Genomic DNA, 221 nt, shown 5'->3' with positions numbered 1-221 from the left:
GCACTTACGCTTGCACTTGCTGAAGCACTTTGACTTGCTGTTGCTGAGCTTGATGCTGATTGACTAGCACTGATGCTTGCTGAAATAGAAGCTGATGCGCTTTGGCTCGCACTAATTGACGCAGAGTGGCTCGCGCTTGCTGAGATAGAAGCTGAGTTCTGGTTGTTAGATGCTGAAGCTGAGGCACTTTGACTCGCGCTTACTGATGTTGAAGCACTTTG

General features: G+C 48.9%; 1 protein-coding gene. It reads right to left on the bottom strand.

Features of this window, described 5'->3' with window-relative positions; translation table 11 throughout:
- On the bottom strand, window positions 1-221 hold a 221-nt coding region (locus B7705_RS09855; protein ID WP_142358211.1), incomplete at both ends, for a hypothetical protein.

The sequence above is a fragment of the Streptococcus oralis subsp. dentisani genome (genome assembly GCF_002096685.1).
In the GTDB taxonomy this organism is placed as follows: Bacteria; Bacillota; Bacilli; order Lactobacillales; family Streptococcaceae; genus Streptococcus; species Streptococcus oralis_AD.
This window is presented reverse-complemented; position numbering and strand designations above follow the sequence as displayed.